This is a genomic window from Rhizobacter sp. SG703 (assembly GCF_012275445.1).
In the GTDB taxonomy this organism is placed as follows: Bacteria; Pseudomonadota; Gammaproteobacteria; order Burkholderiales; family Burkholderiaceae_C; genus Rhizobacter.
Map to the genome: position 1 here is coordinate 250,347 of NZ_JAAZQK010000007.1, position 17,745 is coordinate 268,091.

13 protein-coding genes are annotated in these 17,745 nt (G+C 68.5%); 11 read left to right on the forward strand and 2 right to left on the reverse strand.

Annotated elements, in window-relative coordinates; all coding sequences use genetic code 11:
* Positions 1 to 10: 10 nt before the first annotated feature.
* Entirely contained in the window at positions 11 to 3,670 is a 3,660-nt protein-coding gene (locus FHT26_RS16700; protein ID WP_168561240.1) for an IPT/TIG domain-containing protein, read from the reverse strand.
* A gap of 405 nt (positions 3,671 to 4,075) precedes the next feature.
* On the opposite strand from FHT26_RS16700, the gene FHT26_RS16705 reads away from it, so the two are divergent.
* From FHT26_RS16705 to FHT26_RS16745, 9 genes are all read left to right on the forward strand, one after another.
* Positions 4,076 to 4,750: an HAD family hydrolase gene (locus FHT26_RS16705; RefSeq protein WP_168561241.1), complete on the forward strand. Its 675-nt coding sequence runs from the start codon at positions 4,076 to 4,078 to the stop codon at positions 4,748 to 4,750.
* A 41-nt stretch (positions 4,751 to 4,791) separates the two neighbouring features.
* Positions 4,792 to 5,826: a hypothetical protein gene (locus FHT26_RS16710; protein WP_168561242.1), complete on the forward strand. Its 1,035-nt coding sequence runs from the start codon at positions 4,792 to 4,794 to the stop codon at positions 5,824 to 5,826.
* Positions 5,823 to 6,809 carry a LacI family DNA-binding transcriptional regulator gene (locus FHT26_RS16715; protein WP_168561243.1) on the forward strand — a complete coding sequence of 329 codons (987 nt, stop codon included), beginning with the start codon at positions 5,823 to 5,825 and terminating at the stop codon, positions 6,807 to 6,809. Before FHT26_RS16710 ends, FHT26_RS16715 begins: the two co-directional genes overlap by 4 nt.
* 127 nt (positions 6,810 to 6,936) lie before the next feature.
* Positions 6,937 to 8,187 (forward strand): ABC transporter substrate-binding protein, encoded by a 1,251-nt coding sequence (locus tag FHT26_RS16720; RefSeq protein WP_168561244.1) that lies wholly within the window; start codon positions 6,937 to 6,939, stop codon positions 8,185 to 8,187.
* A gap of 21 nt (positions 8,188 to 8,208) precedes the next feature.
* Positions 8,209 to 9,078 carry a carbohydrate ABC transporter permease gene (locus tag FHT26_RS16725; protein WP_168561245.1) on the forward strand — a complete coding sequence of 290 codons (870 nt, stop codon included), beginning with the start codon at positions 8,209 to 8,211 and terminating at the stop codon, positions 9,076 to 9,078.
* Between the two features lie 85 nt (positions 9,079 to 9,163).
* A complete protein-coding gene (locus FHT26_RS16730; RefSeq protein ID WP_246867961.1) occupies positions 9,164 to 9,949 on the forward strand; it encodes a carbohydrate ABC transporter permease in 786 nt (261 codons plus the stop codon).
* 24 nt (positions 9,950 to 9,973) lie between these two features.
* Entirely contained in the window at positions 9,974 to 11,026 is a 1,053-nt protein-coding gene (locus FHT26_RS16735; RefSeq protein ID WP_168561247.1) for an ABC transporter ATP-binding protein, read from the forward strand.
* Between the two features lie 17 nt (positions 11,027 to 11,043).
* Positions 11,044 to 12,294 (forward strand): YbiU family protein, encoded by a 1,251-nt coding sequence (locus FHT26_RS16740; RefSeq protein WP_168561248.1) that lies wholly within the window; start codon positions 11,044 to 11,046, stop codon positions 12,292 to 12,294.
* 37 nt (positions 12,295 to 12,331) lie between these two features.
* Positions 12,332 to 13,558 (forward strand): AGE family epimerase/isomerase, encoded by a 1,227-nt coding sequence (locus tag FHT26_RS16745; RefSeq protein ID WP_168561249.1) that lies wholly within the window; start codon positions 12,332 to 12,334, stop codon positions 13,556 to 13,558.
* Between the two features lie 150 nt (positions 13,559 to 13,708).
* On the opposite strand, the gene FHT26_RS30015 is transcribed toward FHT26_RS16745, so the two are convergent.
* A complete protein-coding gene (locus FHT26_RS30015) occupies positions 13,709 to 14,044 on the reverse strand; it encodes a hypothetical protein (protein ID WP_246867935.1) in 336 nt (111 codons plus the stop codon).
* Positions 14,045 to 14,147: 103 nt separating this feature from the next.
* Here FHT26_RS30015 and FHT26_RS16755 point away from each other — a divergent pair, with 103 nt between their 5' ends.
* Both FHT26_RS16755 and FHT26_RS16760 read left to right on the forward strand, forming a co-directional pair.
* Entirely contained in the window at positions 14,148 to 15,137 is a 990-nt protein-coding gene (locus tag FHT26_RS16755) for an AAA family ATPase (RefSeq protein ID WP_168561250.1), read from the forward strand.
* A 3-nt stretch (positions 15,138 to 15,140) separates the two neighbouring features.
* Complete coding sequence (locus FHT26_RS16760) at positions 15,141 to 17,693, forward strand: S8 family serine peptidase (protein ID WP_168561251.1); 2,553 nt, start codon at positions 15,141 to 15,143, stop codon at positions 17,691 to 17,693.
* Positions 17,694 to 17,745: the final 52 nt, after the last annotated feature.

The following is a 17,745-nucleotide window of genomic DNA, read 5'->3' on the forward strand; positions in this document are numbered from 1 at the left end:
CCAGGCTCGGTCACTGCGGGGCGACCACGTTGATGGTGTTGGCGGGGCTCGGGGCGGCCGACGTGAGGCCGCCATACACCTCGAGGCGCACGACGCTGTTGCCCAGCGGGGCGGTGGCGTCGACGGTGACGGCCACGCTGAGCAGCTCGCCCAGCGCATCCTGCGACCACGCGATGTCGCCGGCCGGGCGCAGGCCGCTGCCCGGCGCGAACACGACGCGCAGCACGTTCTTCAGGTTGCTGCCGCGGATCAGCAGCATCGCGCCCTTGCCCTGTTCGAAGACGATCGGCGACACCGAGGTCATGGTCGGCAGGCTGCCGATGCCGAAGGCCGCGAGCGCCGGGTTCGCGAAGGTGACGGTGCGGCCGGCGGCCGTGCCCAGGCTGAGCCAGCGCAGGCCGAGCGGCGCGTCCGGCGCCACCGACAGCGTCAGGCTCAGCTGGCTGCCGTCGCCGTTGACCACCGGGGCGCCGAGCAGCAGGCCGGTGGCCGGCGTCGCCGAGACCGTGGTCACCGTGTCGAGCCCACGCCCGTTGATCGTCACCGTGCCAGACGCGCCCTGCAGCCAGCCGGTCGGGCTGATCGCCTGCGCCGCCGCGCCGACCACCACGCCGACCGCCTTGCTGGCGGCGGTCCCGTTGATGCTCTGCGGAGCGGGGGTCGCGCTGCCCACCACCACGCCGACGTGCGGCGCGCCGATCAGCCGGTTGACCGGATCCGTCGGCAGCGTGGCGCCGCTGCCGACCCGCACGCCGACCGGCAGCGACAAGATGCCGGCGTAGGTCGGTCCGACCTGCGTCGCGATGCGCACCAGGTTGCCCGGCTGCACGGTCGGCGTGGACTCGCCGGCGGCCGTGGTCACGACGACCGCGCGGCTGCCCGGCGCTGCACCGGCGGCCACCGTCGCGTTGACGGTCAGCTGCATGCCGTCGGCGTTAACTTGGAACGACTGCACTTGCACGCCTTGCGACGGCTCGATGCGCACCGCCGACACGTTGGTGAAGTTGCGGCCGCGCACCGTCAGCGTGACGGCGGGTTGCCCGGCCAACAGCACCTGCGGCGCGACGGCCGTCAGCTCGGGCACCGGCGCCGAGACCAGGAAGCTGCCATCGCCGGGGCGCGAGAAGGTCACCGGCTTGCCGGCGGCTGTCAGCGTCAGGCGGCGCGCGCCGAGCGCCGCACCTGCGTCGACCGTGATGTCCACGCTCAGTTGCGTGCCGTCGCCATTGACGGTCGGCGTGCCCATCGTGACACCGGCGGCCGGCGTCACGCTGACGCCGCTGACCGCCTGCAGGCCGGCGCCGCGCACGATGACGGTGGTGGTGGTGCCGACGACGCCGGTGTTCGGGCGGACCTCGGTGATGCCGGTGCCGAGCAGCACGCCGATCAGCGACGAAGCCGGCTGGCGCTGCACCGGCTCGGCCGGCGGCGAGGCCGTGCCGACGACGACGCCGACCAGGCGCGAGGCCACCGGCGTCACCGTCTCGCGCACGGCCGAGGCCACCGTGAAGGTGTTGGCCGCCGACAGCACCGCGGCGGAAGCGCCGGACGGCGTGACGACCTGCACCAGCCGGTTGCCGGTGGGCGCATCGGCATCGATCTGCAGCGGAGCCGTCAGCATGCTGCCGTCAGGGCTGACGACCGGCGTGCTGTCGACATGCAGGCCGGTGTCCGGCACCAGCCGCAGCTGGCCCTGCTGCAGGTGGCGGCCACGCACGACCAGCTTCAACAGGTTGCCGCGGCTGCCGAAGATCGGCTCGATCGATTCGATGGACGGCAGCCCGGTCATCAGCTGCACCACCGACGCAGCGGGGTTGGCGAACACCAGTTCCTTGCCGGCCGCATCGCGCACCACCAGCTTGCGGGCGCCGATCGGCGCATCGGCGGCCGTCGTCAGCGTGACGCGCAGCTCGCTGGCCTGCGCGTTGACCGTGACCGGCCCGAGCACGATGCCGGTGGCCGGCAGCACGCTGACCTGTGCGCCGGCCGGAATGGCGGCGCCGGCGATCGCGATCTCGGTGCTGCTGCCGACAGCCCATGAGCGTGGCGCCACCTGCGACAGCACGCCGCCCACCGCCACGCCGACCATCGCATTGACGGCGGTGACCTGGCGCGTTGCGGGCGGCGTGTTCGACTGCACGACCACGCCGACCGGCGACGCGTAGGCGGTGTTGGCGCCGCGGAAATCGGCGGTGATGAACAACGGCACGCTGATGCGCGCCAGCGTGGCCGAGTCGGCCGTCAGCGTGACGGTGCCGGTCAGCTTGGGCACGATGGTGATCTTCGCGCTGGTCTGGCCGGCCGGGATCACGAGGCTGGCCGGCGTGACGGTGGCCTTGCTGGTGTCCGAGACCGACAAGCTCAGCGTGTTGTCGCGGTAGTCGGCCTTGGACAGGCGGATCGTGATGTCGCGCGCCTTGCCGTCCGGCGGCAACGCGATCGGCGTCGGCTCGATGGCCACGGTCGGCGGCACCGGCGCCTGCACCGGCAGCGCAACGGCGTTGGACAGCAGGTACTGCCCGGGGCGCGCCGCATCGGGCGTGCGCACCTGGGCCTGCAGCGTCACCGGGGCGGGCTGGCCGGGCAGCGTGCCGCGCAGCTGCGTGCTGCCGATGACGACCGTCGGCACCGCGGCGGCATTGAAGGTCAGCTCGGAGTTGGCCGCGAAGTTGCGGCCGGTGACGGTGATCTCGCTCGCGCCGGCACCGGCCAGCACCGTCGACGGATCGAGGGCCGTGATGGCCGGCATCGGCGCCGTCACGCTGATCGCATTGGGCAGCAGCAGCTCGCCCGCGTCGACCTGCAGGCGCAGCGCGGCGGTGCCGGGCACCGCGGCCGCATCCACCTTCAGCTGCAGGAAGAGCTGCGAGGACGAGCCGCCGCTGAACGGCGTCAACGTCAGGCCGGCGCGGTCGAACGATGCGCTCGCGAGGCCGGTGAGGCGCGTGCCGTTCACCGTCAGCGTGACGGTCTGGCCTTGCTCGACCGTCGCCGGCGACACCCCGCCGACCGACGGGCTGGCGCCGACCGACACCGAGCCGGCGGTGATCACGTAGGGGATGCCGCGCAGGCCCCAGCGCACGCTGCCGGTGACGTCGCCGGCCGGCACCGCGATGCCGTTCAGCGCATTGCCGCTGGCACGGTTGCCGACGCCGCTGGGCGATGCGGCCAGGTCGACCGTGATGGCCGCGCCCTGCTGGTTGCGGATGTCGACGTGGTTCAGCACCGGCGCGGACCCGTGGATCGCGAGGCCCTTGCCGTGCTCGAACACCATCTGCTCGAGGCGCGTGTTGGTGGTCCCGCTGCCGAACACCCACTGGTCCCAGTCGCCGGGCGCGCCGGCCTGGCCCTGGCGGGTCTTGTCCGACAACACGCGGATCGGCAGCGCCGCGGTGCCGACGGCGCGCACCGCACCGGCCTGCACCGTGAGCCGCGCGCCGGCGGCCATGTAGACGGTGACGCCGGGGTCGATGCTGAGCGTTGCACCGCCCTGCACCGCGACCTCGCCGCTCAGCAGGTAGGGGCTGTCGGACGCGGTCCAGCGCGTGTCGCCGCCGATCGTGCCGGACACCGCGGTCTGCGCGGACGCAAGCAACGGCAGCAGCCCGGCCACCGTGAGGACGACGGCTGAGAAGGCGAGTCTGGCGCGCAGGCAGGCAGGAAGCGTCATGGGCTCGGGTCCGCGAAGGGAGGACATCGGTGGAAGCGACGACAGGAACGAACTGCGGCATCGCCATGCGCCAGGCACGGCCAAGCCGGACTCGGGCTGCGGTTCAGGCAGCGGGAGACGGGTGCGGATCGGGGACTGTCGCTAGCCGATCGACGGCGGCGATGGGCAGCGCCAACGGAACGTGGCGGCGCATGATTGACGTCGTCGAGCGACGACGGGTGAGGCCTTGGCGCTGCCGTGTTTGAACGGCAGGCGTGCTGTCAGCAACTGGACCATGTGGAACTCCTCCCAGAATTCGAAGCGCAGTCTAACGACGCAATCCGACACGCACCAGGGGGGGTCCCATCTTTATTGCTTAAGTCATCTCCCACGAACTTGGGGGGAGGGATCGTCACAATCCTGCCGATGTTCACCGCCGCCATCTTCGACATGGACGGGCTGCTGCTCGATTCCGAACGCACCATCATGCAGGCGTGGCTCGATGCGGCGCGCGCGCTCGACGTGCTGCTGCACGAGGCCGATTACATCGGCGTGATCGGGCTGGCGCACGCCGAGTCGACCGCGCGGCTCACCGCGCTGCTCGGCAGCACGCAGGCCTACGAACGCGTGCAGCGCGATGCCGCGCGACGGCTCGCACCCGAGGCCGGCGTGGTGTTCGCGCTGAAGCCCGGCGCGATGCTGTTGCTGCAGGCCCTGCAGCAGCGCGGCGTGCCGTGCGCGGTGGCGTCGTCGACGCACGTGGCCGAAGTGCGGCGCCGCCTCGCGATCGCTCGCATCGACGGCTTCTTCCGCGCGGTGGCCGGCGGCGACGAGGTGCCGCGCGGCAAGCCCGATCCGGCCGTCTACCTGCTGGCGGCGCAGCGTGCCGGCATCGACCCGCTCAGCGCCCTCGCGTTCGAGGACAGCGACCATGGCAGCGCCGCCGCGCGTGCCGCCGGCCTGCAGGTCGTCACCGTGCCCGACCTGAAGACGCCGGACGCCGCCCGCTCGCTGCGGCAGCTGGTGTCGCTCACCGAAGCGCTGGCGCACCTCGACGCCTGGTTCCCGCCCGCCCCCAGGAACACCCTGCCTGGGCTTTAGACGTTTACTAAACAACGACGGGTTTCTACACTGGCCCGATCGTGGCCCCCACCTCCTCCACCGCCTTCCCCAAAGACGATGTCCGTCGTCTGCGCTGGGCGCATGGCGAAGCGGCGCTGCACGCCTTCGGCGGCATGCTGGCGCCGGTGCGCTTCAGCGCCGAGGGGCATGCCGACTTCTCGCCGCTGCACGTCGCGCCGTGGGCCGACGATCCGCAGGCGCACCGGCAATGGCCAGGGCTGCAGGGCCGGCTGCGCGGCGAATGGCCGTGCGTGCCGTTCGGCCGCTGCGACCGTCCCGATGCGCTGCCGGCCGGCTGGCAGGCGCGGCAGCCTGCCGACGAGTGGGCGCACGGCTACGCGTCGCACCACCGCTGGCAGTGGCTCGATGCGAACCCGCAGGACCCGCTGACGCTCGCGCTGCACATCGAGATGCCGCCCGATCACGCACTGCAGCGCCTGACCCGCCGCGTGCGCGCGGCGGCCGATGCGCCGGCGCTCGAGCTCGAACTGCAGATCGAGGCCCGCAGGCCGTGCCGTCTGCCGGTGGCGCTGCACCCGACCCTGCGGCTCGACATCGGCCGCATCGAACTCGCGCTGCGCCACGATGGGCCGGGCTTCACCTACCCGGTGCCGACCGAGCCCGGCCGCTCGCGGCTCGCGCCCGATGCGCGCTTCGATCGGCTCGATGCCGTGCCGCTGGCCGACGGCCGCACCGGCGATCTCAGCCGCTTCCCGCAAGCGGCCGATGGCGAAGACCTGCTGCAGCTGATGGACATCGTCGGCGCGGTCAGCGCCCGCTACCTCGACGCCGGCTGGTCGCTGACGCTCGACTGGGACCGCGCGCTGCTGCCCGACCTGGTGCTGTGGGTCAGCCAGCGCGGCCGGCTCGCGCCGCCGTGGAGCGGCCGGCACCTCGCGCTCGGTGTCGAGCCGGTGCACGGCGCGTGGGACCTGGGCCGCGTCGGCCGCCCGCCGGCCGATCACCCGCTCGCCGCGCGCGACGGCATCGCGCTGCATCCCGACGAGCCCTGCGTGATCCGCTACCGGCTGTCGGCCGCGCCGCTGAAGCAATGAGTTCGGACAGCGTCACGATCCGCGACATCGCCGAAGCCGCCGGCGTCTCGATCGGCACCGTCTCGCGCGCGCTGAAGAACCAGCGCGGTCTCTCCGACGAGACGCGCCGCCAGGTGCGCGAGGTCGCGCGCAACCTCGGCTACGACCCCGGCCGGCTGCGTTCGGCCAAGGCGCGGCGGCTGCTGTTCATGGTGCACCGCCACCACAGCAGCTTCTCGCTGAACCCGTTCTTCTCGCAGGTGATGCACGGCGTCGAAGAGGCCTGCCGCGAGTTCGGCGTGGTGCCGACGGTGCTCAGCGCCGGGCCCGCCGACCCGGTGCGCCAGCTGCTGCGCCTGCACGAACCCGATGCGCTGATGGCCGCCGGCTACTTCGAGGCCGAGGTCGTCGACCTGCTGCGCGCGATGGACCTGCCGCTCGCGCTGGTCGATTTCTGGATGCCCGGTTGCCGTGCGGTGAACCCCGACAACGCGCAAGGCGGCTACCTCGCGACGCAGCACCTGCTGGCGCAGGGCTACCGGCGCGTCGCCTACCTGGCGGGTTCGCTGGCGCACTTCAGCATCCGCGAGCGCGAGCGCGGCTACCGGCGCGCGCTGTTCGAGGCCGGCGTGCTGGCCGATCCCGACCTGGAGGTGGTCGCGCCGCCCGGGCTCGACACCTCGGCCGGCGCCGAGGCCGCGATGCGCGAGCTGCTGAAGCTGCGGCCGCGCCCGGACGCGGTGTTCGCCTACAACGACATGGCGGCGCTGGCGGCGATCCGCGTCTGCCAGGCCGCCGGCCTGCGCGTGCCGCAGGACATCGCCTTCGTCGGCTTCGACGACATCGCCGCCGCGGCCTACGGCACGATGGGGCTGACGACGATGCGCGTCGACAAGGAGGCGCTCGGCCGCACCGGCGTCGAGATGGTGATGCAGGGCGACGCGATGCCGCAGGACATCGTGCAGCCGGTCGAACTGGTGGTGCGGGAGAGCTCGGGCTGCTAAACACCGTTTGTTTCGCGAACTGCGCTGACTCTTGCGCGGGAATCCCCCGTCAGAACGTTCGGCGCTGCGGCCTATCCTGATCGGCGTGACCTCGACGTCACGCCCCTACAAAGCAGGAGACAAGCGAATGACACGTCACCCACTGAAAACATTCGTCGCGGCCGCATGCGCGCTCGCGTTCTCGGGCCTGGCGGCCGCCCAGCAAAGCGTGGAGGTGCTGCACTGGTGGACCTCCGGCGGCGAGGCCGCGGCGCTGAACGTGCTGAAGGGCAACCTGGAGAAGCAGGGCGTCAAGTGGAACGACATGCCGGTGGCCGGCGGCGGCGGCGAGGCGGCGATGACCGCGGTGCGCGCCCGCGTGACCGCCGGCAACCCGCCGACCGCGGTGCAGCTGCTCGGCTTCGACATCCAGGACTGGGCGAAGCAAGGCGTGCTGGCCGACCTGAACGCGGTCGCCGCGAAGGAAGGTTGGGACAAGGTCGTGCCGGGCGCGCTGCAGGCGTTCTCGAAGTACGACGGCAAGTGGATCGCCGCGCCGGTCAACGTGCACTCCACCAACTGGGTCTGGGCCAACAAGTCGGTGCTGGACAAGGCCGGCGTCACCGCGATGCCGACCAGCTTCGACGAGTTCATCGCCGCCGCCGAGAAGGTGCAGAAGGCCGGCTTCGTCGCGCTCGCGCATGGCGGCCAGCCGTGGCAGGACGCGACGCTGTTCGACAGCGTGGTGCTGAGCACCGGCGGCATCGACTTCTACAAGAAGGTCTTCATCCAGAAGGACAAGGCCGCGCTCGGCTCGCCGACGATGCTGAAGGCCTTCGACCGCATGGGCCAGCTGCGCAAGCTGGTCGACAAGGACTTCTCCAACCGCGACTGGAACCTCGCGTCGGCGATGGTCATCAGCGGCAAGGCCGGCTTCCAGATGATGGGCGACTGGGCCAAGGGCGAGTTCGTCGCGGCGAAGAAGAAGCCGGGCGTCGATTTCATCTGCATGCGCTTCCCCGGCACGCAGGGCATGGTGTCGTTCAACTCCGACCAGTTCGCGATGTTCAAGGTCGGCGGCGACAAGGCGGCCGCGCAGGCCAAGATGGCCAGCGCGGTGATGGACCCGGCGTTCCAGTCGGCCTTCAACGTCGTCAAGGGCTCGGTGCCGGCACGCACCGACGTCTCCGACGCGGCGTTCGACGACTGCGGCAAGAAGGGCATCAAGGACCTGGCCGAAGCCAGCGGCAAGGGCGCGCTGGTCGGCTCGATGGCGCACGGCCATGCGGTGCCGGCCGGCATCAAGAACGCGTTCTACGACGTGATCACGCGTCACTTCAACGGCCAGATCGACAGCAAGGCCGCCGTCAAGGAGATGGTCGCCGCGGTCGACAACTGATCCACCGGGCACCGACCGCCGATGAAGGCTCCCCTGATCGCGAAGGCGGTGCTGTCGCCGAGCGTGCTGCTGATCGGCGTCTGCGTCTACGGCTACATCGCGTTCACCGCGTGGCTGTCGTTCACCGCCTCGACGATGGTGCCGGTGACGACGCTGTCCGGCCCCGAGGCGTACGTGCGCCTCGTCGGGCTGAACAACTGGGTGCTGTCGGTGAAGAACCTCGGCATCTTCGCGACGCTGTACATCCTCGGCTGCGGCGTGCTCGGGCTGCTGCTGGCGGTGCTGATCGACCAGAAGGTGCGCGCGGAAGCCGGCTTCCGGTCGGTCTTCCTCTACCCGATGGCGCTGTCGTTCATCGTCACCGGCACCGCCTGGAAGTGGCTGATGGACCCGGGCATCGGGCTGGAGCGCTCGATGCACGCGATCGGCTGGACCGGCTTCGCGTTCGGCTGGGTGAAGGACAGCGACCTCGCGATCTACTGCATCGTGATCGCCGCGGTGTGGCAGACCTCGGGCTTCGTGATGGCGCTGTTCCTGGCCGGGCTGCGCGGCGTCGACACCGAGGTGGTCAACGCCGCCCGGCTCGACGGCGCGCGCGCCTGGCGCATCTACCAGCGCGTGATCCTGCCGCAGCTCGGCGCGAGCTTCATCTCGGCCTTCGTGATCCTCGCGCACATGGCGATCAAGTCCTACGACCTGGTGATCGCGCTGACCAATGGCGGACCGGGGCGCGCGAGCTGGCTGCCGTCGCTGTTCATGTACCAATACACCTTCACCCGCAACGAGATGGCGGTCGGCGCGGCCAGTGCGGTGCTGATGCTGGTCGCGATCGCGATCGTCGTGGTGCCGTACATCCTGCGCGAGACGCGCGGCGAGGATGCGCATGGCTGAGCGCAGGTTGAAGGCCGTCGTGTCACGGGTCCTGCCTCGCGTGCTGCTCTACGGCGTGCTCGGCTATGCGGCCCTGCTGTTCCTGATGCCGCTGTACGTGATGCTGGTCAACTCGGTGAAGCCGCTCGACGAGATCCGCGGCGGCGACCTGATGGCCTGGCCCGACGCGTTCACGCTGCAGCCGTGGCACGACGCCTGGAGCCTGGCGCAGATCGGCGTGCAGGCCACCGGGCTGAAGCCCTACTTCGTCAACAGCTTCCTGATGACGCTGCCGGCGGTGCTGATCTCGACCGGCATCGGCGCCTTCAACGGCTACGTGCTGACGCAGTTCCGGTTCCGCGGCGCACACCTGGTGTTCGCGATGCTGATGTTCTCGGTGTTCATCCCGTTCCAGATCGTGCTGATCCCGATGGCGCGCACGCTCGGCATCCTGCACCTGGCCGGCACGGTGCCCGGGCTGGTGCTGGTGCACGTGGTGTACGGCATCGGCTTCACCACCCTCTTCTTCCGCAACTACTACGCGGCCTTCCCGCCCGAGCTGGTGCGTTCGGCGCGCATGGACGGCGCGCGCTTCTTCCGCCTGTTCTTCCGGCTGCTGCTGCCCAACAGCGTGCCGATCATCGTGGTCTCGGTGATCTGGCAGTTCACCAACGTCTGGAACGACTTCCTGTTCGGCGCGTCGTTCAGCGACTACAGCAGCTTCCCGATCACCGTGGCGCTGAACAACCTGGTGAATTCGAGCACCGGCGTCAAGGAATACAACGTGCACTTCGCGGCGGCGTTCATCGCCGGCGCGCCGACGCTGCTGGTCTACATCCTGTCCGGCAAGTACTTCGTGCGCGGCCTGATGGCCGGCTCGGTCAAGGGCTGATTCCCGCAGTTTCCGACACACACCATGGCAGAACTCGCCCTGCAAGGCCTCCACAAGCTGTTCGGCGCGACCCGCGTGCTGCACGAGATCGACATCCAGCTGCCCGACGGCGAGTTCCTGGTGCTGGTCGGCCCGTCGGGCTGCGGCAAGAGCACGCTGATGAACCTGATCGCCGGGCTGGAGGAGCCGAGCGGCGGGCGCATCCTGCTCGGCGGCCAGGACATCACCGCCTCCGGCCCGGCCGACCGCAACATCGCGATGGTGTTCCAGTCGTACGCGCTGTACCCGAACATGACGGTGGCGGCGAACATCGCGTTCCCGCTGGAGATGCGCGGCGTGCCGAAGGCCGAGCGCGAGAAGACCGTGCAGGACGTGGCGGCGATGCTGCAGATCGCGCCGCTGCTGCAGCGCAAGCCGCGCCAGCTGTCGGGCGGCCAGCGCCAGCGCGTCGCGATCGGGCGGGCGCTCGCGCGGCAGCCGCAGCTGTTCCTGTTCGACGAGCCGCTGTCGAACCTCGACGCGAAGCTGCGCGTGGACATGCGCGCCGAGATCAAGCGGCTGCACATGCGCACCGGCGTCACCACCATCTACGTGACGCACGACCAGGTCGAGGCGATGACGCTGGGCACGCGCATCGCGGTGCTCGACGGCGGGCGCATCCAGCAGCTGGCGACGCCGCTGGAGATCTACACCCGGCCGGCCAACCGCTTCGTCGCGACCTTCATCGGCTCGCCGTCGATCAACCTGTTCGACGCGACGCGCGATGCCGCGGGCCTGCTGCGCCTGCCCGACGGGACGGCGATCGGCGAGCTCGCGAACGGTCCGGGCGGCAAGGTGGTCGTCGGCGTGCGCCCGGAAGACATGGGCCTGCGCGACGACGGCCAGCTGGCCGGGCGGATCTCGCTCGTCGAGCCGACCGGGCCGGAGACCTATGCGCTGGTCGACCTCGGCCACACCGAGATCACCGTGCGCATGAGCGGCCTGCCGAACGTGGTGCCCGGCGCGGCGGTGCGGGTGCACGTGCCGCCGCAGGCGCTGCACGTGTTTTCGGCCGACAGTGGGGAGCGACTCAACTGAGCCAGGAGGTGAACGCGATGGAAGCCTGGATGAACGACGTGCCCGCCGCCGTGCGGGATTCGCAGCGGCAACTGCGCCGCGACGTGCGCGACCTGCCCGGCCGCTTCGCGCGGTTGAGCGATGCGCTGGAGGCCGAGGTGGCCGCGATCCGCAGCGAGCAGGCGCACGGCGGCGCGGTGCCCGAACTGCCGTTCCAGGACGTGGCCGCCGGCCGCGTCACTGCGGCACAGCGGGCCCACATCAAGCGGCGCGGCTGCGTGGTGGTGCGCGGCGTGTTCGACCCCGACCAGGTCGGTGCGTGGAACGAGGCCATCGTGCGCTACATCGACGACGTGCAGTACCTGCAGCGCATGCCGCAGAAGGCGGGGCTGGACAAGTACTTCAGCGCGCTCGGTTCGAGCCGGCCGCAGATCTACAGCCTGTACTGGTCGCTGCCGCAGATGCAGGCGCGCCAGCATGCCGACATGGCGACGCTGCGCAGCTGGCTGAACCGGCTGTGGACCTTCGAGAAGAACGGCACGCGGTATTTCGACCCGGACCGGCAGTTCAACTACGCCGACCGGATCCGCCGCCGCGAGCCGGGCGATTCGACGCTCGGGCTGTCGCCGCACTCTGACGGCGGCTCGGTCGAGCGCTGGTGCGAGCCGAGCTTCCGCCACGTCTACCGCGAGGTGTTCGACGGCGACCCGCTGGCCTTCGACCCGTTCGATGCCGAAGGCCGCACCGCGACGCGCGAGATCCCGTCGCCGGCCGTCTGCTCGGCCTTCCGCACCTTCCAGGGCTGGACCGCACTGACCCGCCAGGGCCCCGGCGACGGCACGCTGAAGCTGGTGCCGATCGCGAAGACGACGCCATGGATGCTGCTGCGCGCGCTGCAGCCCGACGTGCCCGACGGCGACCTGTGCGGCGCGCAGCCGGGGCGCGCGCTGGGCGCGTCGCCGCAATGGCATGCGCCGCTGCTGGCCGGGCTGGTGTCGATCCCGCAAGTGGAACCGGGCGACACGGTGTGGTGGCACTCCGACGTGATCCATGCGGTGGAAGACCAGCACACCGGCAGCGGCTACAGCAACGTGATCTACATCGGCGCGGCGCCGTGGTGCGCGAAGAACGCCGCGTTCGCGCAGCGCCAGGCGCCGGCCTTCCTCGAAGGGCGCAGCAGCCCGGATTTCGCGCCGGAAGACTACGAACTCGGCTTCGCGGGCCGCGCGCGAGAGGAGAATCTGAGCCCGCTCGGCCTCATGCAGATGGGGCTGACGGACTGGACTTGACCCGCTGGACCTGAACGACTTTCCCTGAACGATTCCCATGACAACGACGCCGCCCGTGCCCGACTTCCGCCGCCCCGAGCCCCTGCTCGCCCACATCCGCCACACGCTGGCCTTCTACGACGGCCGCTGCCGCGACGACAGCGGCGGCTTCTTCCACTTCTTCAAGGACGACGGCACCGTCTACGACCGGCGCACGCGCCACCTGGTCAGCAGCACGCGCTTCGTGTTCACGCACGCGATGGCGTTCCGGCGCTTCGGCGATGCGCGCTGGCAGGACGGCGCGCGGCATGGCCTGCGCTTCCTGCAGCAGGCGCACCGGCAGCCGAACGGCGGCTATGCGTGGCAGCTCGACTGGGACGGCACGAAGGCCACCGTGCAGGACGACACCAACCACTGCTACGGCCTGGCGTTCGTGGTGCTCGCGCATGCGCACGCGCTGATGGCCGGCGTGGAAGAGGCGCGCGCCGGGCTGGACGAGAGCGTCGCGCTGATGGAGCGGCGCTTCTGGGAACCGGCGCGCGGGCTGTATGCCGACGAGGCGGATGCCGCGTGGACCGTCGGCAGCTACCGCGGCCAGAACGCCAACATGCACAGCTGCGAGGCGATGATCGCCGCGTACGACGCGACGAAGGACCCGAAGTACCTGCAGCGCGCGCTGACGCTGGCCGAATCGATCACGCAGCGCCAGGCGGCGCTGGCCGACACGCAGGACGGCCCGCTGGTGTGGGAGCACTACCGGGCCGACTGGTCGGTCGACTGGGACTACAACCGCGACGACAAGACGAACATCTTTCGGCCGTGGGGCTTCCAGACCGGGCACCTGACCGAGTGGACCAAGCTGCTGCTGCAGCTGGAGACCCACCTGCCGGCCGACCAGCGCCCGGCCTGGCTGCTGCCGACCGCGCGCCGCTTCTTCGACACCGCGATGCGCCGCGGCTGGGATGCAACGCACGGCGGGCTGGTCTACGGCTTCGCGCCCGATGGCAGCGTGTGCGACGGCGACAAGTATTTCTGGGTGCAGGCCGAGAGCCTGGCCGCCGCCGCGCTGCTCGCGCTGCGCACCGGCGACGACGCGTATTGGGGCTGGTACGACAAGCTGTGGGGCTACAGCTGGGCGCACATGATCGACCACCGGCACGGCGCGTGGTACCGCATCCTGACGCCGGACAACCGCAAGATCTCGGACGAGAAGAGCCCGGCCGGGAAGGTGGACTACCACACGATGGGGGCTTGCTATGACGTGCTGAGGGGGATGGGGGCATGAACGCCTGAAGGGCGCGGGCGATGAGCTCCATGCCGTACCGGATCTCACCGAACGCTGCCCCTTTGTCGCGGCCGCGACGAGCCAGAACTGTGCGCCGCTACCGGCTATCTGCACATGACGCGCAGCGCGGTGGAACGGCAGATCTCGATATCACGTCTTCGTCTTGGCAGTGTGTGTAGCGCGGCACCCCATTTGGCCGACGAATTCCTTGAGCTGATCGTCTGCGACATCGGCGTAGCGCCCCGCAGAGACATCCACCCAGCCTCGGCGAGCCGCCTGCTTGAGGGCCTCGCGCTTGACGTCCTCGACTCGCTCATGCTCCTCGAACGACGTCGACTCTTCGTGACGCTGGAGGGCCCCTGCTCCGCCCCGCTTGCGCAACACCAACTTGCCGGCGTCGATGTCGGCCTGACGCAACCGCTCGTTCGCAAACGGATCAAGCAAGGTCTTGTTGGTGATGGCTCGCTCATGTGTGTTCGAAATCAAAGCTTTGGCACGCGGCGAAGCATGTGCATTGATGTGCTAACAGTCAAGATGGCCGGCAACAGTCCATCGATATACTCGCCCGACAACCTACTTTCGCCCACCCATGCCCCGAGCAGATCTCCTTGTAAACCTCGTGCGCGCTGGCACCCAGGGCGATCAACGAACGTTCCGCTCGACCGTAGAGGCCATGGCGGCCGAGGAACGCGCCAAGCGGCACGGCCAACTCGCCGACAGGTTGGAGGAGAACCTGCGTCATCAGCCGGCGCAAGGCGCCAAGACTCCCGAGGTGGTGCGTAGTTTCGACGGCGGCCACGGAGGTCTGCTCTACGAGATCGAACCGCGCCGAGGATTGGAGAGCATTTTTCTCGACGATTCGGTACTGGCCCCGGTGCGCGAACTGGTCGAAGAGCAGCAGCGTGTTGATCTTCTGCGGTCGTACGGCATCGAGCCGCGCCATCGCGTGCTGTTGGCTGGACCTCCCGGCAACGGCAAAACGACGCTTGCAGAGGGCATCGCGTTTGAGTTGATGGCTCCTCTCTTCGTGGTGCGCTACGAAGCCGTCGTTGGAAGTTTTCTTGGCGAGACGAGCGGTCGGTTGAAGCGGCTTTTTGATTTCGCTCGTACCCACCATTGCGTTCTTTTCTTCGACGAGTTCGACACGTTGGGCAAGGAGCGAGGGGATACCCATGAGACGGGCGAGATCAAGCGCGTCGTGAGTTCGCTGCTCCTTCAGATTGATTCGTTGCCAAGCCATGTGGTTGTGGTGACGGCCACCAACCACGCGGAGCTTCTTGACCGGGCCGTGTGGCGACGGTTCCAGCTTCGGTTGGACCTGCCTGCGCCGACGTTCGCGCAGCGGGTTGCGTGGTTCGATCGCTTTGAAGGCGAGGTCGGAATGCCGCTCGGCATGTCTACCAAGACCCTTGCCGGGCGTTTCCCAGCCCAAAATTTTTCAGACCTTGAGCAGTTCTGCCTGGACGTGCGACGACGCTACGTGCTGGCGCTGCCGGGGGCAGATATCAAGCGCATCGTGGCCGATCGCTTGACGCAGTGGAAAGGTCGAGTAGGGCCAGAAACCGCAGCCAAGGACTAAGCAGTGGCTACGGGCACCCCCGAGGCGCTTCCTCTGCTTATCTTCCCGGCACCGACCGCTGTTCAACGCGAGGACGGTCAGGGATTCCCGTCTTCGGTCCACTTGCCGAACCATGCTCGGCAAGGCATTCGCCTGGGTACGCAGTTTGCGCGTTTGAAACATGCATTCGATGCTCGTCGCCTTGAGCTTCGTGCCCACGCACAGAACGACGATCCAGACTTGGTGCTCGTTCTTGAGACTGTTGGGGCGGTGAGCGACTTCATCACCGCGGCGCGGCGCGTCCCGGGATTGGAATGGCTTGCCGGCATGGACGACAAGGTCGAGCCGGACGAGGACTTCTACGACACGGATGACGGCGACAAGCGTTTGGGCGGAAAGGTATTTCTTGTCGGCAGCAACCGCGCCGCGTTGGATGAGGTTGTGCGTCTATGGGAAAGATTCAATGCCGACCCAAACGTGAAGCTGGGTAGCAAGCTCGAAGCGTGGAAGCAGGTTTTCAAGCATCTCAAGGACGCAAGGTTCTGGGGGCCGGCAGATCGACTAGAGCCGAGTTTGCGCGACTCGTGGCGATTCAGGATCGAGCATGGTGATGCAGTACTGAGGTTTGAGATTGAGGCTTGGCATTTCGAGTCACCGGCAAGAAATGCCGCCGCGACACGTGAGATTCGTGCGTTGGTCGCCCACCTTCGCGGAACCGTGCTGTCGGAAAGTCTTATCGACGAGATCGCGTATCACGCCTTTTTGGTAGCGGTTCCGGCTGCGGGTGTCGCCGAGTTCTTTGCCGGCGATATGCCACCACTACTGAAATCCGATCGCGTGATGTTCTTTCGTGCTCACGGGCAGGCTACGGTACCTCTTGAGCCAGGGAATGAACGTGCGCCTGCACAGCCGTTGGTGCAACGCACCGATGGCACGCCCATCGTTGCATTGCTTGACGGCCTGCCCTTGGCGAATCACCCGCTCCTGCAAGGCCGCGTCTTGATCGACGATCCAGACTCGTGGTCAGAAGACTACCCCGCCCCTGAGCGCTTTCATGGAACAGCGATGGCGTCGCTGATTGCGTTGGGCGATCTCGGCGCGCCAGGGGCTCCACTATCTCGCCCCATTTATGCGCGACCCATCATGCGGCCAGCGGGAGAAGGCGGACAGCGTGAAGAGCGTACGCCCGACGACCGCTTGCTCATCGATCTGGTCCATGTAGCTGTGCGGCGAATGTTCGAGAGCGAGCCCGGGCGGCCAGCAGCGGCACCGGGCGTGAGGGTGATCAACTTGTCAGTAGGCGATCCGTATCGCTTCTTCACGGGGGAGCTGTCCCCATGGGCACGGCTGATCGACTGGCTCCAGCATAAGTACAACGTGCTGTTCATCGTGAGCGCGGGCAATCAGATGGACGATTTGCTGCTCGATACCGCCTCAGGAACCTTACAGAAGATGACGCTGCCGCAGCGGTCGGAGTTGGCGACGAGAGCTATCTGCAGCGATGACATGCATCGACGCGTTCTGGCCCCTGCGGAATCCGTAAACGCGCTCACGGTGGGAGCAAGCCACGCGGACGCATCAACGCCGCCCGCTGTGGGCGGCCGGTTCCTGATATTTGCGGAGAGTGGTTTGGCTCCGTACTCAGGCATTGGTCCGGGGTTCCGGCGTGCAGTGAAACCTGACATCCTGCTGCCGGGTGGGCGTGTCCTGTATCGAGAGGCGGCAATTTCGCCTACTGGTCAGACGCGGGTGCACCCGATTCATTCGTTGCAGCCCCCTGGTCAGCTTGTCGCGGCACCTCCCACGCCGCAGGGTATAGCGGTTCACACTCGCGGAACAAGCAATGCGTGCGCAATAGCTACGCGATGGTCAGCGCGTACGCATGCGATGCTGGAGATCTTGCGTGCAGGCAACCCCACACTGGAAGCTCGGTACGACACGGTGCTGATCAAGGCTCTGTTGGCGCACGGCGCGGGCCTTGGTGACATTCAAGCGCAAGTTCTTGCTGCGAGGCCCGATGTCGATGAATGGCAGGCGCAGCGCCGTCTTGTCAGCCGGTATGCAGGCTTGGGTGTCGCAGATGTCGAGCGAGCCCTGACTTGCTCAGCCCAGCGTGCCACCCTCCTCGGCGTAGGTACGCTGCGTAACGAGAAGGCGCTGGAGTTTCGTGTGCCCATTCCACGCGCCCTTCATGCAACGGTCCTTGGTCGCCGAGTCACTGCGACGCTGGCATGGATGACGCCCGTCAACCCACGCCATTCCAAGTACCGCGTTGCCCGACTGTGGGTTGATCTGCCAGACGGCGCATTGCGGGGTGAACGTGCTGAAGGCGAGTGGCGGCAGCTTCGCTTGGGAACGGTCCACCATGAGGTGTTCGATGGGGCTCGTGCGGTTCCTGTCGATGACGAAACGTACCTGAGCGTTCGCGTGAACTGCCTTGCCGATGCTGGCCGCATCGTTGACCCGGTGAAGTTTGCGCTGTGCGTATCTCTTGAAGTTGCCGAGGGTGTGGCAATTCCCATCTATGAACAAATGCGGGAACGTGTGGCACCGCGTGTGGACATCCGTGGTGGTTAGCGCCGTACAACACATGGCGGGTCACGACATTGCTGCGGAGTAGCCAGCAGCC